Here is a 17,218-nt window from a genome sequence, read left to right on the forward strand (position 1 = left end):
GACCAGATTCGGTTCGACGCTCTGGGAGAGTGAATGGAATTTCTGACAAGCGATTTCGCGTTGTTCCTGCTGATCGGCTTTGCGGCACAGATCGTGGATGGGGCGCTGGGCATGGCCTTCGGTGTGCTGGCGACTTCCAGCCTTCTGGCGATGGGCGTGCCGCCCGCGACGGCCAGCGCGATGACCCATGTGACCGAATGCTTCACCACTGCGGCTTCGGGAACGTCGCACGCGCTGCATCGGAATGTGGATTGGAAACTGGTGCGGCGGCTGGCCCCGGCGGGGATGATCGGCGGCGCACTGGGCGCGTTCCTTCTGTCGAACATCGACGGATCGGTGATCGAGCCGTTCATCTCGGTCTATCTGATCGGGATCGGGGTGTTCATCCTGTGGAAGGCGCTGCGCCCGCTGCGCCAGCGCAAGATGCACGACCGCGCGGTGCCGTTCATCGGTAGCATCGGCGGGTTTCTGGATGCGATCGGCGGTGGCGGATGGGGACCGATGGTGACCTCGACGCTGGTGGGCCGGGGGCATGACATCAAGAAGGTCATCGGCTCGACCAACCTCACGGAGTTCATGGTGACGCTGGTGATCTCGGCCACGTTCATCGCCTCGCTTGGCTGGGCCGAGCTTTCGTCGGCGGCGGGGCTGATCGTGGGCGGGGTGCTGGCGGCTCCGCTGGGGGCCTTCGTGTTGAAGAAGGTTCCGGTGAAGCCGCTGATGGTCGCCGTCGCTTGCGTGATCATCGCGACGGCGGGGCTGCGCCTGATCTAGGCGCGGCAGTAGGATTGCGAGCGCGTCCAGGCGGCCATCTCGGACCGTTTGGCATCGCTGCGGAAGGGAGCCCAGTCGCGGCCGAGGCCCCGGTTGCCGCCGCCGGCCACCATGTTGTCGCGGCTGACCTGCACCGCTGCGATCTCGACCGCGCAGGACAGGTTCGCGGCGCCGTTCTTCAGCGCGCCGGTGCTGGTCGCCTCGCAGCCATAGGCGCGGGCGGTAGAGGGTGCGATCTGTGTCAGGCCGATCCATTTGCCGCCGCCGCCCGAAGCTTGCGGGTTCCATGTGGATTCGTGCTTCGCCAGCGCCGACAGGATGCCCGACCAGAAGGCCTGACGGTCGGTTTCGCTGGCATTCTCGTATCCGGGGCACCATGTCTCGATGTCGGACGGCACCAGCGAGGTCAGATCCTTCTGCCCGATGGCGTCGAGGGTCGTCGCGGTCCATGTCTTCGCCTCGGGGCGGAAGTCCCACCGCATGGCCGGGGTCGTATCGACGACGGGGGCCGAGGTGGTGGAGGTCGCACCGCAGGAAATGGGCAGCGCGAGGAGGGCACCGAGGAAAAGGGTCTTGGCTTGCATTGGTCCGGAAACGTGGCACCGCGTCCGTGCGCGGCCTTGTGCTTCTGACGATCTGACGGGGGGCTGGCAAGACGCGGGATTCCGCTCGGCGTGAATCCGCCGCTTTTGCTCATGTCTCGGGCGGATGCCCGCCCTTGCCGATGGGGGCGTCAGGGCCTAGAAAGACCGTGCGAAAAAGGATGTGACGATGCTGGACCTGACCTTCGAGAACCCGAAACCCAAAGTCATCGCGGGTGCGCTGCATGACTGGGAACTGGTCATCGGGATGGAGATCCACGCGCAGGTATCCTCCAACGCCAAGCTGTTTTCGGGCGCATCGACCGGATTCGGGGCAGAGCCGAACAGCCATGTGGCCTTCGTGGACGCCGCGATGCCGGGGATGCTGCCGGTCATCAACGAATTCTGCGTCGAGCAGGCGGTGCGCACGGGTTTGGGGCTGAAGGCTGCGATCAATCTGCGTTCGGCCTTCGACCGCAAGAACTACTTCTATCCCGACCTGCCGCAGGGGTATCAGATCAGTCAGCTTTACCACCCCATCGTGGGCGAGGGTGAGGTGCTGGTCGAGATGGGGCCGGGCGTCGGGCGCGTGGTGCGGATCGAACGCATCCATCTTGAACAGGACGCGGGCAAGTCGATCCACGACATGGACCCGAACAGCAGCTTCGTCGATTTCAACCGCACGGGCGTCGCGCTGATGGAGATCGTCAGCCGCCCCGACATCCGCGGGCCGGAGGAAGCCGCGGCCTATGTGGTGAAACTGCGCCAGATCCTGCGCTATCTTGGCACCTGTGACGGCAACATGCAGAACGGCAACCTGCGCGCCGACGTGAACGTGTCGGTCTGCCGCCCGGGCCAGTATGAGAAATATCAGGCGACGCAGGACTTCTCGCATCTGGGAACGCGCTGCGAGTTGAAGAACATGAACTCCATGCGGTTCATCCAGGCGGCCATCGATTACGAAGCGCGTCGCCAGATCGCCATTCTGGAGGATGGCGGAACCGTCACGCAGGAAACGCGCCTTTACGATCCCGACCGGAACGAGACGCGGTCGATGCGGTCCAAGGAAGAGGCGCATGACTACCGCTATTTCCCCGATCCCGACCTGCTGCCGCTGGAGATCGAGCAGGCTTGGGTGGATGGTATCGCCGCCACGATGCCCGAACTGCCCGACGCCAAGAAGGCGCGGTTCATGGGCGATTTCGGGCTGACCGACTATGACGCCAACGTGCTGACGGCGGAACTGGATGCGGCGAACTTCTTCGAGGAGGTCGCAAAGGGCCGTGACGGCAAGCAGGCTGCGAACTGGGTCATAAACGAACTGTTCGGACGGCTGAACAAGGAAGGGCTGTCGATCGAGGCGTCTCCGGTTTCCGCGGCGCAGCTTGGCGGTATCCTGGACCTGATGGCCAAGGGCGAAATCTCGGGCAAGATGGCCAAGGACCTGTTCGAGATCGTCTGGACGGAAGGCGGCGATCCGGCCGAAGTGGCCGCCGCGCGCGGCATGAAGCAGGTGACCGACACCGGCGCGATCGAGGCTGCGGTGGACGAGATCATCGCCGCCAACCCCGCACAGGTGGAAAAGGCCAAGGCCAACCCCAAATTGGCGGGCTGGTTCGTGGGTCAGGTCATCAAGGCCACCGGCGGCAAGGCCGCGCCCGCGACGGTGAACGAATTGGTGAACCGCAAGCTGGGTCTTTGATGGAACGCGACCCGATCCTCGGCTTCAACGAGCGGGTGAAACTGGTCGCGTCCTTCTATAATGCGCTGGGCCTTGGTCTGATCATCGGCGGGATTTTCAGGCCCGCCGCCGCCGGCTATGATGTGCCTATCAAGTCGATGGCGCTTTGGGTGTTCGGCGGACTCGCTTTTCATGCGTTTGGGGTCTATATACTACGGTATGTGAAGAAAGGGGTTAAGTGATGACCATGGAATTCTTCAACTACGGTATCCCGCTTGTTGCGCTGGCGCTTGGCGCAGGCGGTCTGCTGATCGTGCGCGAGATGTCGCGCCGCGTGGACCGGGAAATGGCAGAGATTGCCCGCCGGAAACACCATCACCCCGCCGAATAATAAAAAGCCGCTCTTTCGAGCGGCTTTCTTGTTCCTTGTGCAAGCCGCCCCGAAGGGCGGCTTTTGTCTTAGTCGGCAGACAGCACACCATCCTTGAACGCGGGCTGGTTCGGCGTCGGAGCCTCGGACGCCAGCGGGCGCGGGTTGCCGTTCAGCGCGTCGTTCATCGCCGCTTCGTCCAGCTCGCCTTCCCAACGGGCGACGACCAGCGTGGCGACCGCGTTGCCGATGAAGTTGGTCAGCGCGCGCACTTCGGACATGAAGCGGTCAACACCAAGGATCAGCGCCATGCCCGCGACCGGAACGGTCGGCACGACCGACAGCGTCGCCGCCAGCGTGATGAAGCCTGCACCGGTAATGCCCGCCGCGCCCTTGGACGACAGCATCGCCACGGCCAGCAACAGGATTTCCTGCCCCAGCGTCAGTTCGGTGTTCGTCGCCTGCGCGATGAACAGCGCCGCCATGGTCATATAGATGTTGGTGCCGTCGAGGTTGAACGAATACCCGGTCGGCACGACCAGACCCACGACCGAACGCGACGCGCCGGCACGTTCCATCTTTTGCAGCAGCGAAGGCAGGGCGGCTTCGGAGGACGAGGTGCCGAGGACCAGCAGCAGTTCCTCTTTCAGATACTTGATCAGCTTGATGATCGAGAACCCGTTGTAGCGCGCGACCGCGCCCAGAACGACCAGCACGAACAGCAGCGCCGTCAGATAGAAGCACAGCACGAGGAAGGCGAGGTTGATCACCGACGAGATGCCATAGGCCCCGATGGTGAAGGCCATCGCGCCGAAGGCCCCGATGGGTGCCGCCTTCATCAGGATCGCGACCAGCCGGAAGATCGGATAGGTCAGCGCCTGCATGAAATCCAGAACCGGCTTGCCGCGATCCCCGACCATAGCCAGCGAAACCCCGAACAGGACCGAGAAGAACAGAACCTGCAGAATGTCGCCCGAGGCGAAGGCACCCACCACGGTCAGCGGGATGATGTTGATGAGGAACCCGGTGATCGTCGTGTCATGGGCCTTTTGAGTGTATTGCGACACCGCGCCCGCATCCAGCGTTGCCGGGTCGATGTTCATCCCCGACCCCGGCTGGATCAGGTTGGCGACCACCAGACCCACGACCAGCGCAAGGGTCGAGAAGGTCAGGAAGTAGATCATCGCCTTGCCCGCGACGCGGCCCACCTTCTTCATATCGCTCATCCCGGCGATGCCGGTGGAGACGGTCAGAAAGATGACGGGCGCGATGATCATCTTGACCAGCCGCACGAACGCATCGCCCAGCGGCTTCAGGCTTTCGCCGATCTGCGGATAGAAGTGCCCGAGGGTGATGCCTGCGACGATGGCGACGATCACCTGAACGTAAAGATGGCTGTAGAACGGTTTCGGGCCGCCCGCCTCGGGGGCCGTGTGGTCGATATGCAACGTATTTCCTCCTCGCGGTCCTCGCGCTGGAGGGGGTTTCTACAGCACATGGAAGGGCTTAGATACCGCCCGTCAGGAAGGCGTCAGAAAGTGGCAAGTGGTTGAAAACGCGCGAAATGCATGGCCGCTATGCGTTTTCTGCGGGGAAGGGGCGAAAAATAATCTGGCGGGGCGGGCCTTTCCAAAACGGGATTTTTGGCACAAGAGGGGCGCTTGCAGCAACGGGGGCAGCAGAATGGAACGGTTCGGATTCAGCATCGCCGCAACGGATGGCAAGGCGCGAACGGGGGTCATCTCCACCCCGCGTGGCGAGATCCGGACGCCCGCCTTCATGCCCGTCGGAACTGCCGCGACCGTCAAGGCGATGATGCCCGAAAGCGTGCGCCAGACCGGGGCCGACATCCTGCTGGGCAACACCTATCACCTGATGTTGCGCCCGACCGCCGAACGGATCGACCGGCTTGGCGGCCTGCACAAGTTCATGAACTGGGAACGCCCGATCCTGACCGACAGCGGCGGGTTTCAGGTGATGAGCCTGACCGGCCTGCGCAAGCTGACCGAGCAGGGGGTGAAGTTCAAATCCCATATCGACGGCTCCACCCACAACCTGACGCCCGAACGCAGCATGGAAATCCAGCGACTTCTGGGGTCTGACATCGTGATGGCCTTTGACGAATGCACCCCGTTCCCGGCCGAGGAAGCGGTGGCGAGGAAGTCGATGGAACTGTCGATGCGCTGGGCGCAACGCTCGCGCGATGCGTTCGGCGACCGCCCGGGCCATGCGCTGTTCGGCATCCAGCAGGGCAGCGTCTTCCCCGATCAGCGGGCCGAGAGCGCCGAGAAGCTGCGCGCGATCGGCTTCGACGGATATGCTGTCGGCGGTCTGGCGGTGGGCGAGGGGCAGGAGATGATGTTCTCTGTGCTGGATTACGCGCCCGATATGCTGCCCGAAGACAAGCCACGGTATCTGATGGGCGTGGGCAAGCCCGACGACATCGTGGGCGCCGTGGAGCGCGGGATCGACATGATGGACTGTGTTCTGCCGTCACGTTCGGGGCGGACGGGGCAGGCGTTCACGCGGCACGGGGTGGTCAACATCCGCAATGCCCGCCATCAGGACGACCCGCGCCCGCTGGACGAGGCTTGCACCTGCCCGGCCTGCCGCAACTATTCCCGCGCCTATCTGCACCACGTGACGCGGGCGCAGGAAATCATCGGGTCGATGCTGATGACGTGGCACAACCTGCATTACTATCAGGAATTGATGCAGGGTCTGCGCGACGCGATCGCGGGCGGGTATCTGCCCTCGTTCGTCACGGCTTTCCATGCCCCGCGGGCGGCGGGCGATATCGAACGGCTGTGACTTGTGCGGCGCGATGCCGCGCTTAGATGACATGGGCAACGAATGGAGAGCCTCATGTCGGATAAGTTGTTCGAGCCGGTGGAACTTGGTGCGATTCACCTGAAGAACCGTGTCGTCATGGCGCCGCTGACCCGCAGCCGCGCGGGCGACGGTGATGTGACGCACGACCTGCATGTCGAATACTATGCCCAGCGCGCGGGTGCGGGCCTGATCATCGCCGAGGCGACGCAGATCTCTCCCGAAGGGAAGGGCTACATCGCGACGCCCGGCATCTACAGCCCCGCGCAGATTGCCGGCTGGAAGAAGGTGACGGAGGCTGTTCATTCCAAGGGTGGCAAGATCGTGCTTCAGATCTGGCATGTGGGGCGCATCTCGCATGTGAATCTGCAGCCGAACGGGCAGGCGCCGGTTTCAGCCTCGGCCATCCGCGCGGAGGCGATGTCGCATGACGGGACGGATTACGTTCCGGCATCGACCCCTCGCGCGTTGGAGACGTCCGAGATGCCGCGTCTGGTCGAGGAATATCGTCAGGCCGCCGTGAATGCCAAGGAGGCGGGCTTCGACGGGATCGAGATTCACGCCGCAAACGGATACCTGATCGAGCAGTTCCTTCGCTCGGGCACCAACAAGCGCGACGATGCCTATGGTGGTCCGGTGGACAACCGCCTGCGCCTTCTGCGCGAGGTGATGGATGCCGTGCTGACGGTCTGGGATGCGAACCGCGTGGGTGTGCGGATCAGCCCCTTCTCGCCCGGCAACGGGATCGGCCCGGATGCGGAGTCGGTGGAACTGTATGAGCAGGTGATCGACGCGCTGGAGCCGCTGGGCCTTGCCTATCTGCATGCCATCGAAGGTGCGACGGGGGGCGGACGCGACTGGCCGGAGGGCGCGATGCAGGCGCTGCGCAAGCGTTTCTCGGGGCCGTATATCGCCAATAACGGTTATGACCGCGACTTGGCGATCCGTGCGGTGGACAGCGGCGAGGCGGATGCGGTGGCCTTTGGGCGGCCCTATATCTCGAATCCCGACCTGGCCGAGCGTCTGGCGAAGAATGCACCCCTGAACCCGCCCGCGACCGAAAATGTCTATGGTGGTGGGGCGAAAGGTTACACCGATTATCCCAAACTGGCCGGATGATCGCATTTATTGCGAAAAAGTAACCGAATCGTGGCAATATGAGCCCGATGATCCCTTGCCCCCGACCTGCCATCCGCGCAGAATGCCCGATCGCTGCGGCGTGGTTGACAGTCGGGGGCAGGGCTACCAGATATGGTGGCATACCACCGGGGAGGGCCGTGCGTCGCCGATGATCGGGACCGGAGCCTTCCTGCGAAAGGACAAAGAATGAACGAAGCATTCGCCAACAGCTATCCCGTGTTGCCCCTGCGCGACATCGTGGTGTTCCCGCACATGATCGTGCCGCTGTTCGTCGGGCGTGAGAAATCGGTCCGCGCGCTGGAAGAAGTCATGAGCGAGGATCGCCAGATCCTGCTGTCGTCGCAGATCGACCCGTCCGTGGACGATCCGGGCAGCGACGGTATCTATAAATCCGGCGTTCTGGCGAACGTCCTGCAACTCCTGAAGCTTCCCGACGGGACCGTGAAGGTGCTGGTCGAAGGCAAGCAGCGGGTGCGGATCACCGATTTCATCCCCAACGACGCCTTCTTCGAAGCGCGGGCCCAGGAGCTGACCGAGCTGCCCGGCGACGCGGATTCCGTCGAGGCGATGCTGCGCGCGGTCGCCGACGAGTTCGAGCGTTACGCCAAGATCAAGAAGAACATCCCCGAGGAGGCGCTTTCCGCCGTGTCCGAGGCGCGCGACCCTGCGCGTCTGGCCGACCTCGTGGCCGGTCACCTTGGCATCGACGTGGCGCAGAAACAGGCGCTGCTGGAGACGCTCGACATCGCCGAGCGGCTTGAGAAGGTCTATGGCCACATGCAGGGCGAGATGTCCGTTCTGCAGGTCGAGAAGAAGATCAAGACCCGCGTCAAGTCGCAGATGGAGCGGACGCAGCGCGAGTATTACCTGAATGAGCAGATGAAGGCCATTCAGAAGGAACTTGGCGACGGCGAGGACGGCCAGAACGAGGTTGCCGAGCTGGAAGCCCGCATCGCCGCGACCAAGCTGTCGAAGGAAGCGCGCGAGAAGGCTGATGCCGAGGTTCGCAAGCTGAAATCCATGTCGCCGATGAGCGCCGAGGCGACGGTGGTTCGCAACTACCTCGACTGGCTGCTGGGTGTGCCGTGGGGCGTGAAATCGAAGGTGAAGAAGGATCTGGGCAAGGCTCAGGAAATCCTCGACGCCGATCACCATGGGCTTGAAAAGGTCAAGGAACGTATCGTCGAGTATCTGGCGGTGCAGGCGCGTGCGACCAAGCTGAAGGGGCCGATCCTGTGCCTCGTCGGCCCTCCGGGTGTGGGTAAGACCTCGCTGGGGCGGTCGGTTGCGAAGGCGACGGGGCGCGAGTTCATCCGCATTTCGCTGGGCGGCGTGCGAGACGAATCCGAGATCCGCGGCCACCGCCGGACCTATATCGGCTCCATGCCCGGCAAGATCATCCAGGCGCTGAAGAAGGCCAAGACCACCAACCCGCTCATCCTTCTGGACGAGATCGACAAGATGGGTCAGGACTTCCGCGGCGATCCTGCCTCGGCCATGCTGGAGGTGCTGGACCCGGAACAGAACGCAACCTTTGCGGACCATTATCTTGAGGTCGAATACGACCTTTCGAACGTGATGTTCCTGACCACGGCCAACAGCTACAACATGCCGGGGCCGCTTCTGGACCGGATGGAGATCATTCCGCTGTCCGGCTACACCGAGGATGAGAAGCGCGAGATCGCGAAGACGCACCTCGTGCCGAAGCAGGTCACGAACCACGGCCTGAAGAAAGGCGAGTTCAGCGTGACCGACGAGGCGCTGACCGAAGTCATCCAGTCCTATACCCGCGAGGCGGGCGTGCGCTCGCTGGAGCGCGAGTTGGCTAAACTGGCCCGGAAGGCCGTGACCGAGATCGTGAAGGGCAAGGCCACCACGGTCGAAGTGACTGCGGAAACGGTCGGCGATTTCCTTGGCGTGAAACGTCACAAGCATGGTCTGGCCGAGAAGGAAGATCAGGTCGGCGTCGTCACGGGTCTGGCTTACACCTCGGTCGGGGGCGAGCTTCTGCAGATCGAGGCGCTGCGCCTGCCGGGCAAGGGTCGGATGAAGACGACCGGGAAACTGGGCGACGTGATGAAGGAGTCGATCGAGGCTGCCTCCAGCTACGTCCGTTCGATCAGCCCACAGCTTGGGGTGAAGCCGCCGAAATTCGAGACGATGGACATCCACGTCCACGTTCCCGAAGGCGCGACGCCCAAGGATGGCCCGAGCGCCGGTCTGGCGATGGTGACTTCCATCGTGTCGGTGCTGACCGGCATCCCGGTGCGTAAGGACATCGCCATGACGGGCGAGGTGACGCTGCGCGGCAACGCGCTGCCGATCGGCGGCTTGAAAGAAAAGCTGCTGGCCGCGCTGCGCGGCGGCATCAAGACGGTGCTGATCCCGGCCGAGAACGAAAAAGACCTGGCCGAGATCCCGGAGAACGTGAAGCAAGGGCTGAAGATCATCCCCGTCACGCATGTCCGCGAAGTTCTGCGCGAGGCGCTGGTTCGCCAGCCCGAGCCTGTGGAGTGGGACGAGGAAGCCGAGGAGGCCGCGGCGCTTGCGCGCAAGGCTGCCGCGGAAAACCAACCCAGCCAGACTGCCCACTGAAAATAGAAACCGCGCCTGAAAAGGCGCGGTTTTTTCCTCTTGCAGCCGCCGGAGCGAGCGGTTAAACCCCGCGCATCGGGCGATTAGCTCAGTGGTAGAGCGCTTCGTTCACATCGAAGATGTCGGGGGTTCAAATCCCTCATCGCCCACCATCCCGATCATATTTCAGCCCCGCAAGGGTGGCCCGGACGGTTTCCAACTGAGGGGCGAAAAAGCTGAAAACAATACATATGCGAACCAATCCGGGCCGTCCGCGTTGGCATTATTGGCGCGCAAAAATCACGTCGCCAAGTTGCTTGTTCAGACATGGCTAATGAGACAGGTCCGCCCTGAGGCGGACCTTGATTGGTCAATGTTTGCGGCGCCGGGCAAGCCCGCCCAAAACGATCAGACCACCCACGAGCATCGGCAGTGCGGCGGGGACCGGAACCGGGGCCGGGACCTGCGAATCGACGACCGCACGGGCATAGTCGGGGTTGTCGGTGATGATGCCATCCACGCCGATGTCGATCAGCGGCTGGATCTGGGCGAAGGCTTCCTCCAGGCTCGTCGGGCGCAGCGTCCAGACGTTGACGCCAAGGCCGAGGTCATGCGCAGCCGACACGAATTCCGCGCCGAGGATATCGCTGATATGCACCGCAACGCTGTCCACATAGGCCGACAGGTCCAGCAGGCTCAGGAACGTGCCCGCCCAGTTCACACCGTATTCGCCATCCTCGAAACCAGGCGAGCCAAGCTGGTGGATGCCTGCATCGATGCTGAACTCGTTGGCCAGATCGGCAAGTTCGGCGGTGTTCTGGAACGAGAACGCCTGAAGGATCACGTTGTCCTCGGCACCCGTGAAGCCCTTTGCCGCCAGAGTCTCGGCGATGTGGCGGTTCATGTCGGGACGATATTCCGCTTCCTTCGCCTCGACCACGATGCCGACATTGGTGCCGTTTGCTTCGTTATAGGCGGTCACGTTGTCGAGGAACTCGGCAAAGGTCGTGACGCGATAAGGGTCGGGGTGCGAGGGGGTGAAGCCGGGATAGGTCCAATCCGCAGGGCCGGTGGGCTGCGCGGTCAGGGTCTGGATCTCGGCTGCGGTGAAATCGCCGACGGCATATCCGCCGTTGCGGGGCGCGAACAGCTCTTCAACATTGGTGGTCCGGTCCAATGTCGCGTCATGCATGATGATGCCGACACCATCAGACGACATCATCACGTCGGTTTCGATATATTCCGCGCCTTGGAACGCGCCAAGCTCGTAAGCGCCGGTGGAGTTTTCAGGCAGGTAGGCTGCAGCTCCGCGATGCGCGATCACGGCCGGGGCGTTGCCCGACAGGGTGTTCACTGTGGCTGACTGGGCAAAAGGGGCCGAGAGCGCAAGCGCCATCAGCGCCCCGCCCGCGACATGCGGCAGGTGCTTCATGGTGAAATCCTTCGATATCCGTCAGTTGAGGGATAAAATCCCTGCAACGGGCCTAGGTGTCCCGTATGACGGTCGAGTGACGTTCATGTTAAAAATTGATTAAACGTCCCCGGCAAAGCAAAAGCCCGCCTTTCGGCGGGCTTCTTTGTCAGCGCTTGGCCAGATCGACATAATCGCGTTTGGCCGGGCCGGTGTAAAGCTGGCGCGGGCGGCCGATCTTCAGCGCCGGGTCCGAGATCATCTCTTTCCATTGCGAAATCCAGCCGACCGTGCGCGACAGCGCAAAGATCGGCGTGAACATCGACGTCGGGAAGCCCATCGCGTCAAGGATGATGCCAGAGTAGAAATCGACATTCGGATACAGCTTCTTGGAGATGAAATACTCATCCTCCAGCGCAATCCGCTCCAGCTCCTTCGCCACTTGCAGCGTCGGGTTGTTGTGGATGCCCATCAGCTCCAGCACTTCGTCGGCGCTTTCCTTCATGACCTTGGCGCGCGGGTCGAAGTTTTTATAGACGCGGTGACCAAAGCCCATTAGGCGGAACGGGTCGTTCTTGTCCTTCGCCTTTTCGATATATTCCGGGATGCGGTCCACCGTCCCGATTTCGCGCAGCATTTCCAGACAGGCCTGGTTCGCGCCGCCATGGGCCGGGCCCCAGAGGCAGGCGATGCCGGCCGCGATGCAGGCGAAGGGGTTCGCGCCCGAAGACCCCGCCAGACGCACCGTCGAGGTCGAGGCGTTCTGTTCGTGATCGGCGTGCAGCATCATGATCCGGTCCATGGCCTTGGACAGGATCGGGTTCACCTCATACGTCTCGGCCGGGACCGAGAAACACATGTGCAGGAAGTTCGACGCGTAATCCAGATCGTTGCGCGGATAGACGAATGGCTGGCCGATCGAATATTTATAGGCCATCGCGGCGATCGTCGGCAGTTTCGCGATCAGGCGGAAGGCTGCGACCTCACGCTGCCACGGGTCTGAAATATCGGTCGAGTCGTGATAGAAAGCCGACATCGCGCCGACCACGCCGACCATTGTGGCCATCGGGTGCGCGTCGCGACGGAAACCGCGGAAGAAGTTGTGCATCTGCTCGTGCACCATCGTGTGACGGGTCACGGTCGTGCGGAACTTGTCCATCTCCTCGGGGGACGGCAGTTCGCCGTAAAGCAGCAGATAGCACAGTTCGAGGAAGCAGGACTTTTCTGCCAGCTGCTCGATGGGATAGCCGCGGTGCAGAAGCTCGCCCACATCGCCGTCGATATAGGTGATCGAGCTGTCGCAGGAGGCGGTCGAGGTGAAGCCCGGATCATAGGTGAAGACGTCCAGCTCGCCGTACAGCTTGCGAATGTCGAGCACATCGGGTCCTGCCGTAGGGCTGCGGACCGGAAGCTCCACGGTCTTGTCACCAAAGGTCAGTGAGGCGCTTTTCGTCATAGGGTCGTCCCTCTCCACTTCAGGGGACGCGATGGCCCCCGCAAACCCAAGGCCGAAGAAGGGCGGTCAGGCCGCCGCATCCTCCAGCCGCGCAATCGTTTCGTCGCGACCGATGACCAGCATCATGTCGTAGACGCTGGGCGTCGCGCTGCGCCCTGCAAGTGCCGCCCTGATCGGGCCGGCGAGCTTGCCGAAACCTATTCCGTGATCGGATGCCAGACCTGTCAGAACTGGCTCCAGACCTTCCTTGTTCCAGCTAGCATCTCGCAGGCGCGGCGTCAAATCTGACAGTATACCGCGGGATGCCGAATCCAGGGATTTGGCCGAAGCAGCGTCCGGAACGATCGGTCGGTCGGCCATCAGGAATTGCGCCTTATCAAGAAGTTCCGGGAACGTCTTCGCGCGTTCCTTGAGGCAATACATCCCTTGCAGGAACAACTCGCGCTGCTTTCCCGTCAGTTCCGCAGCGCCGGTCCGCGCGAGGAATGCCTCAAGTTCTTGCAACAGCGCAGCATCGTCGGTCATCGCGATGTGATGGCCGCAGACATTCTCCAGCTTCTTGAAGTCGAGTCGCGCCGGGGCCTTGCCGATGCCGCCGAAATCGAACCACTCCTTGGCCTGATCCGAGGTGAAGATCTCGTCATCGCCATGGCTCCAGCCCAGCCGCGCAAGATAGTTGCGCATCCCCGATGCCGGGTAGCCCATCGCCTGATATTCCTCGACGCCCAGCGCGCCATGGCGTTTCGACAGCTTTGCGCCGTCCGGCCCGTGGATCAGGGGAATATGCGCCCAGACCGGGACAGTCCATTCCATCGCGTCATAAACCATCTGCTGGCGGGCCGCATTGTTCAGGTGGTCGTCGCCCCGGATCACATGCGTCACGCCCATATCGTAATCGTCCACCACCACGGCCAGCATGTAGGTCGGTGTGCCGTCCGAACGTAACACCACCATGTCGTCAAGCTGGTCGTTGCGGAATCGCACCGTGCCTTGGACTTCGTCCTGCACGACGGTCTCGCCCTCGCGCGGGGCTTTCATTCGGATGACGAAGGGCGCGTCGGGATGGGTGGACGGGTCCGCGTCGCGCCAGGGAGAGCGGAACAACGTCGAAGTGCCGGCTTCGCGCGCGGCCTCCCGAAAGGCTTCGATCTCGTCCTGCGTCGAGAAGCATTTGAACGCCGCGCCCTTGGCCAGCATCTGATGCGCAACCTCGGCATGGCGGTCCTTCCGGTCGAACTGGCTGACGACGTCGCCATCCCAGTCGAGCCCGAGCCATGTCAGACCGCGCAGGATCGCCTCCGTCGCCTCGGGTGTGGACCGTTCGCGGTCGGTATCCTCGATCCGAAGCAGGAACTTGCCGCCGCGCCCGCGTGCATACAGCCAGTTGAACAGCGCCGTCCGCCCGCCGCCGATGTGAAGATAGCCGGTGGGCGAGGGAGCGAAGCGGGTGACGACTTGTTGGGACATCGGGACGTTAACCTTTCGGAAACCATGCTGAGGCTAGGTTCTGCGCCAACTGATTAGGCAATCCGGGGGCGGGAAACAAGGTGTGGGGCCATCCGCTTCTGGCGCTGGAACGCGCGCGGGGTCACCTTTTTCCCTTCGTGCCGGTATTGATCGCCACCGGGATCGGGTTGTGGTTCCTGCCGGGGTGGGAGCCGGGGCCGCGATCCTATGGTGCGGCGCTGGTCTTGCTGGCCGCGGGGATATTGCTCGTCTTCCGTCCTTTGCTGCACCCTTTGGGGATCGCCGCGATCTGCATCGCGCTCGGATTTCTCGCTGCGGGAGTGCGGGCGCATGTGCAAAAGGCTCCGATCATCGGGTTCCGATATTATGGCGCGATCGAGGGGCGGGTGATCGAGGTGGACCGCTCGCAATCGGACCGCCTGCGCCTGACGCTGGACAGGGTGGTGCTGGAGCGGACCGCGCCGGACCGCACCCCCGCCAAGGTCCGCCTGTCGCTTCATGCCGAGCCGCCTGCGCCCATCCGCCCCGGCTCGACCGTGATCCTGACGGGGCATCTTGATGCGCCCATGGGCCCGGCAGAACCGGGAGGATTCGATTTTCGCCGCATGGCCTTCTTCGACCGGCTGGGTGCCATCGGCTATTCCCGCACCCCGGTCCTGACCCTCGCCGCGCCCGAGGCCGGGACACAATGGATCAACCGCCTGCGCGCCTATCTGTCGGCGGGCGTGCAGGCGGGAATACCGGGGCAGGCAGGGGCCTTCGCCTCGGGGTCTGTGACAGGGGATCGCTCGGGCATCACGCATGAGACGACCGATGCGCTGCGCGATTCGAACCTTTCGCACCTGCTGGCGATCTCGGGGATGAACCTCGCCTTTCTCGTCGCGTTCACATTCGCGATCCTGCGTTATGGCTTTGCACTGGTGCCACCGCTGGCGCTGCGGCTGAACACCAAGAAGCTGGCGGCGGCAGCATCGCTTGGGGTTGCGGGCTTCTATCTGGCGCTGTCGGGCGGCAATGTCGCGACCGAGCGGGCGTTCCTGATGTCGGCGGTGATGCTGGGCGCGATTTTGTGCGACCGCCGTGCGCTGTCGATGCGGACGGTGGCGCTGTCGGCGGTCATGCTGCTGCTGTGGCAACCGGAATCCTTGCTGCACCCCGGGTTCCAGATGTCGATGGCGGCAACGGTGATGCTGGTCTGGGGATTTGGCGTGATCGACCGGCGCACTTTCACTGAACGCGCGCCGCGCTGGCTGTTGCCGGTCTATACCGCGGTGCTGTCCTCTGTGCTGGGCGGGCTGGCGACGGGGCCGATCGCGGCGGTGCATTTCAACCGTTTCACCGATTATGGGTTGCTGGCAAACCTGCTGACGGTTCCGGCGATGGGCACGCTGATCATGCCGGGGGCGGTCGTCGCGACACTTTTGTCACCCTTCGGCCTGCCGCAGCCCGGATTGCTTTTGATGGAGCTGGGCGCGCGGTGGATTCTTGCCGTCGCTCATTTGATCGCGGGGTGGGAGGGGGCGGTGACAGGGATCAAGTCGCCCGGGCCGCTGGTCTTGCCGCTGATGTCGGTGGGTGCGCTGTGGCTGATGCTGTGGCCGGGGCGGGCGCGGTGGGGCGGGGCGCTTGCCCTCGGGATCGCGTTGCTGGTCTGGGGCGGGCATCAACGTCCGCCGGTTCTGATCTCAGCGGATGGCGCGCTGGTCGGGATCATGGGGCGCGAGGGGCGGGTCTTCTCGGCGCCGAAAGGGTCCGGTTTCGCCGCGGGTGTCTGGCTGGAGGATGACGGCGATCTGGCCTCGCAGGCAGATGCCGCCGAACGCGGGGGGTTTTCCGGACCGCAAGGCGCGCGCCGTTTCATGCTGGGCGATCGGCCTGCGATCCATCTGAAGGGCCGCGGCGCGCGCGATCTGGTGGCCGATGCCTGCGCCGAATCCCTCCTCGTGATCCTGGCTGCCGAAGTCGAGGACACCCCGGAAGGATGCCTCGTGATCGACCGGGCGAGGCTCGCCGAAACCGGGGCGATTGCGGTCTGGCCCGACGACGGTCGGTTGCTGTTCCGAAACGCGTTGGACGGCAGCCGCCTCTGGATGCGTCAGTAACTGCGGATCAGGCCGACCAGGCGTCCCTGCACCTTCACACGCGACTCGGGCAGGATGCGGGTTTCATAGGCGACATTCGCAGCCTCCAGCGCGATCATCCCGCCTTTGCGGCGCAGGCGTTTCAGGGTCGCCTCGTGGCCATCGACCAGCGCAACCACGATGTCGCCGTTATCCGCCGTCGATTGCTCTCGGATCACGACCGTATCGCCGTCGTTGATCCCCGCTTCGATCATCGAATCCCCTTCGACGGTCAGGGCATAATGCTGGCCGCGGCCCGAAAGCATCGTGCCGGGAACCGCGATATGGTGGGTGACCTGCTGGATCGCCTCGATCGGGATGCCGGCGGCGATCTTGCCCATGACGGGCAGTTCCAGCGCGTCGATGGGCGTGACCTGCATCGCGCCGCGCGGCGGGTTCGTCCGGTCGCCAGCCACCACACGGGGGGCGAAGCCGGGCTTTTCCATCGCTTCGGGCAGTTTGACGATCTCGATCGCGCGGGCGCGGTGGGCGAGGCGGCGGATGAAGCCGCGTTCTTCCAGCGCAGTGATCAGGCGGTGGATGCCGGACTTGGACCGCAGGTCCAAGGCTTCCTTCATTTCGTCGAAAGAAGGGGGGACACCGTCGCGATCCATCCGTTGCTTGATGAAATCCAGCAGTTCCATCTGCTTGCGCGTCAGCATCGCATCCCCCTAGGCTTTGGTTCCTTTCCTGTTCTGCCCGTGTTCCCTTTTTGTGTCAAGCGATTGCGGGGATTTCAGGAAATTTCGGGCGGATGCATTTTTCCTTTGAACGGCGCTTGACGGGGCCGATGGCTCTGCGTATTACCCCCCAAC

At 63.4% G+C, this 17,218-nt stretch carries 14 protein-coding genes and 1 tRNA gene; 9 read left to right on the plus strand and 6 right to left on the minus strand.

The genetic code is table 11. The features are described from left to right. Window positions 1-33 precede the first annotated feature (33 nt). Window positions 34-774, plus strand: coding sequence for a sulfite exporter TauE/SafE family protein (locus E2K76_RS16445; RefSeq protein WP_220432274.1), 741 nt, complete (start codon window positions 34-36; stop codon window positions 772-774). Here E2K76_RS16445 and E2K76_RS16450 read toward each other — a convergent pair. After that, a complete protein-coding gene (locus E2K76_RS16450) occupies window positions 771-1,358 on the minus strand; it encodes a transglycosylase SLT domain-containing protein (RefSeq protein WP_136685546.1) in 588 nt (195 codons plus the stop codon). The genes E2K76_RS16445 and E2K76_RS16450 overlap by 4 nt on opposite strands. Before the next feature lie 187 nt (window positions 1,359-1,545). Here E2K76_RS16450 and gatB point away from each other — a divergent pair, with 187 nt between their 5' ends. The 3 genes from gatB to E2K76_RS20420 are packed head-to-tail and all read left to right on the plus strand — an operon-like array spanning window position 1,546 to window position 3,427. Then, window positions 1,546-3,057: an Asp-tRNA(Asn)/Glu-tRNA(Gln) amidotransferase subunit GatB gene (gene gatB / locus E2K76_RS16455; protein WP_136685547.1), complete on the plus strand. Its 1,512-nt coding sequence runs from the start codon at window positions 1,546-1,548 to the stop codon at window positions 3,055-3,057. After that, window positions 3,057-3,278, plus strand: coding sequence for a hypothetical protein (locus E2K76_RS16460; protein WP_136685548.1), 222 nt, complete (start codon window positions 3,057-3,059; stop codon window positions 3,276-3,278). The genes gatB and E2K76_RS16460 overlap by 1 nt, the downstream gene beginning before the upstream one ends. Then, window positions 3,278-3,427: a hypothetical protein gene (locus E2K76_RS20420; protein WP_169053355.1), complete on the plus strand. Its 150-nt coding sequence runs from the start codon at window positions 3,278-3,280 to the stop codon at window positions 3,425-3,427. The genes E2K76_RS16460 and E2K76_RS20420 overlap by 1 nt, the downstream gene beginning before the upstream one ends. Window positions 3,428-3,495: 68 nt before the next feature. On the opposite strand, the gene E2K76_RS16465 is transcribed toward E2K76_RS20420, so the two are convergent. Further along, complete coding sequence (locus tag E2K76_RS16465) at window positions 3,496-4,854, minus strand: dicarboxylate/amino acid:cation symporter (RefSeq protein WP_169053356.1); 1,359 nt, start codon at window positions 4,852-4,854, stop codon at window positions 3,496-3,498. Between the two features lie 235 nt (window positions 4,855-5,089). Between E2K76_RS16465 and tgt the strand changes: the two genes are divergently transcribed. From tgt to E2K76_RS16485, 4 genes are all read left to right on the plus strand, one after another. Beyond that, entirely contained in the window at window positions 5,090-6,217 is a 1,128-nt protein-coding gene (tgt, locus tag E2K76_RS16470; protein WP_136685549.1) for a tRNA guanosine(34) transglycosylase Tgt, read from the plus strand. A gap of 54 nt (window positions 6,218-6,271) precedes the next feature. Continuing rightward, the gene (locus tag E2K76_RS16475) at window positions 6,272-7,354 is read left to right on the plus strand and encodes an alkene reductase (protein ID WP_136685550.1); all 1,083 of its coding nucleotides are present in this window, start codon (window positions 6,272-6,274) and stop codon (window positions 7,352-7,354) included. A gap of 207 nt (window positions 7,355-7,561) precedes the next feature. Then, complete coding sequence (gene lon, locus E2K76_RS16480) at window positions 7,562-9,970, plus strand: endopeptidase La (protein ID WP_136685551.1); 2,409 nt, start codon at window positions 7,562-7,564, stop codon at window positions 9,968-9,970. Between the two features lie 77 nt (window positions 9,971-10,047). After that, a tRNA-Val gene (locus E2K76_RS16485) sits at window positions 10,048-10,122 on the plus strand. Window positions 10,123-10,319: 197 nt separating this feature from the next. Here the strand turns inward: E2K76_RS16485 and E2K76_RS16490 are convergent. The 3 genes from E2K76_RS16490 to gltX form a co-directional block, all read right to left on the minus strand. Then, window positions 10,320-11,381, minus strand: coding sequence for a glycerophosphodiester phosphodiesterase family protein (locus E2K76_RS16490; RefSeq protein WP_136685584.1), 1,062 nt, complete (start codon window positions 11,379-11,381; stop codon window positions 10,320-10,322). Window positions 11,382-11,529: 148 nt separating this feature from the next. Beyond that, the gene (gene gltA, locus E2K76_RS16495) at window positions 11,530-12,816 is read right to left on the minus strand and encodes a citrate synthase (RefSeq protein WP_136685552.1); all 1,287 of its coding nucleotides are present in this window, start codon (window positions 12,814-12,816) and stop codon (window positions 11,530-11,532) included. A gap of 66 nt (window positions 12,817-12,882) precedes the next feature. Further along, window positions 12,883-14,283, minus strand: a complete 1,401-nt coding sequence (gltX, locus tag E2K76_RS16500) for a glutamate--tRNA ligase (protein ID WP_136685553.1) — start codon at window positions 14,281-14,283, stop codon at window positions 12,883-12,885. Between the two features lie 80 nt (window positions 14,284-14,363). On the opposite strand from gltX, the gene E2K76_RS16505 reads away from it, so the two are divergent. Then, window positions 14,364-16,385, plus strand: coding sequence for a ComEC/Rec2 family competence protein (locus E2K76_RS16505; RefSeq protein WP_136685554.1), 2,022 nt, complete (start codon window positions 14,364-14,366; stop codon window positions 16,383-16,385). On the opposite strand, the gene lexA is transcribed toward E2K76_RS16505, so the two are convergent. Further along, window positions 16,379-17,065 carry a transcriptional repressor LexA gene (gene lexA / locus E2K76_RS16510; RefSeq protein WP_136685555.1) on the minus strand — a complete coding sequence of 229 codons (687 nt, stop codon included), beginning with the start codon at window positions 17,063-17,065 and terminating at the stop codon, window positions 16,379-16,381. The genes E2K76_RS16505 and lexA overlap by 7 nt on opposite strands. Window positions 17,066-17,218 lie beyond the last annotated feature (153 nt).

Source organism: Falsirhodobacter xinxiangensis (genome assembly GCF_004959935.1).
GTDB lineage: Bacteria > Pseudomonadota > Alphaproteobacteria > Rhodobacterales > Rhodobacteraceae > Falsirhodobacter > Falsirhodobacter xinxiangensis.